Source organism: Mariniradius sediminis (assembly GCF_021491425.1).
Taxonomy (GTDB): Bacteria; Bacteroidota; Bacteroidia; order Cytophagales; family Cyclobacteriaceae; genus Mariniradius; species Mariniradius saccharolyticus.
In genome coordinates, this window is sequence record NZ_JAKEVZ010000091.1 from 1 (window position 1) to 265 (window position 265).

The 265-nt window shown below is 48.7% G+C and carries 1 protein-coding gene; it reads right to left on the reverse strand.

The features are described 5' to 3' along the window. A partial coding sequence (locus tag L0U89_RS20405; RefSeq protein WP_369413268.1) for a tyrosine-type recombinase/integrase occupies positions 1 to 264 on the reverse strand: 264 nt, incomplete at its 3' end. Position 265 lies beyond the last annotated feature (1 nt).

The window sequence follows — 265 nt, forward strand, 5'->3', positions numbered from 1 at the left end:
AATCTCGGTGGTTTTTGGGCTTTCATGTCCCAGAAGGCTCTGTATATACCTCAGGTCGGTTCCCCTTTCCAGCAAATGGGTTGCGAAGGAGTGCCTGAGGGTATGGACGGTTATTTTCTTTTTAATACCCGTTTTTACGACTGACGCTTTTAGAATTGAACCGATGCTTGCAGCTGAGTATCGGACGGGTCGGGACGGAGTACTTCCCTGTCCTTCAAACAGGTAGACGTGGGGTCGTTCTGTTTTGAAATACTCCCGCAGTATC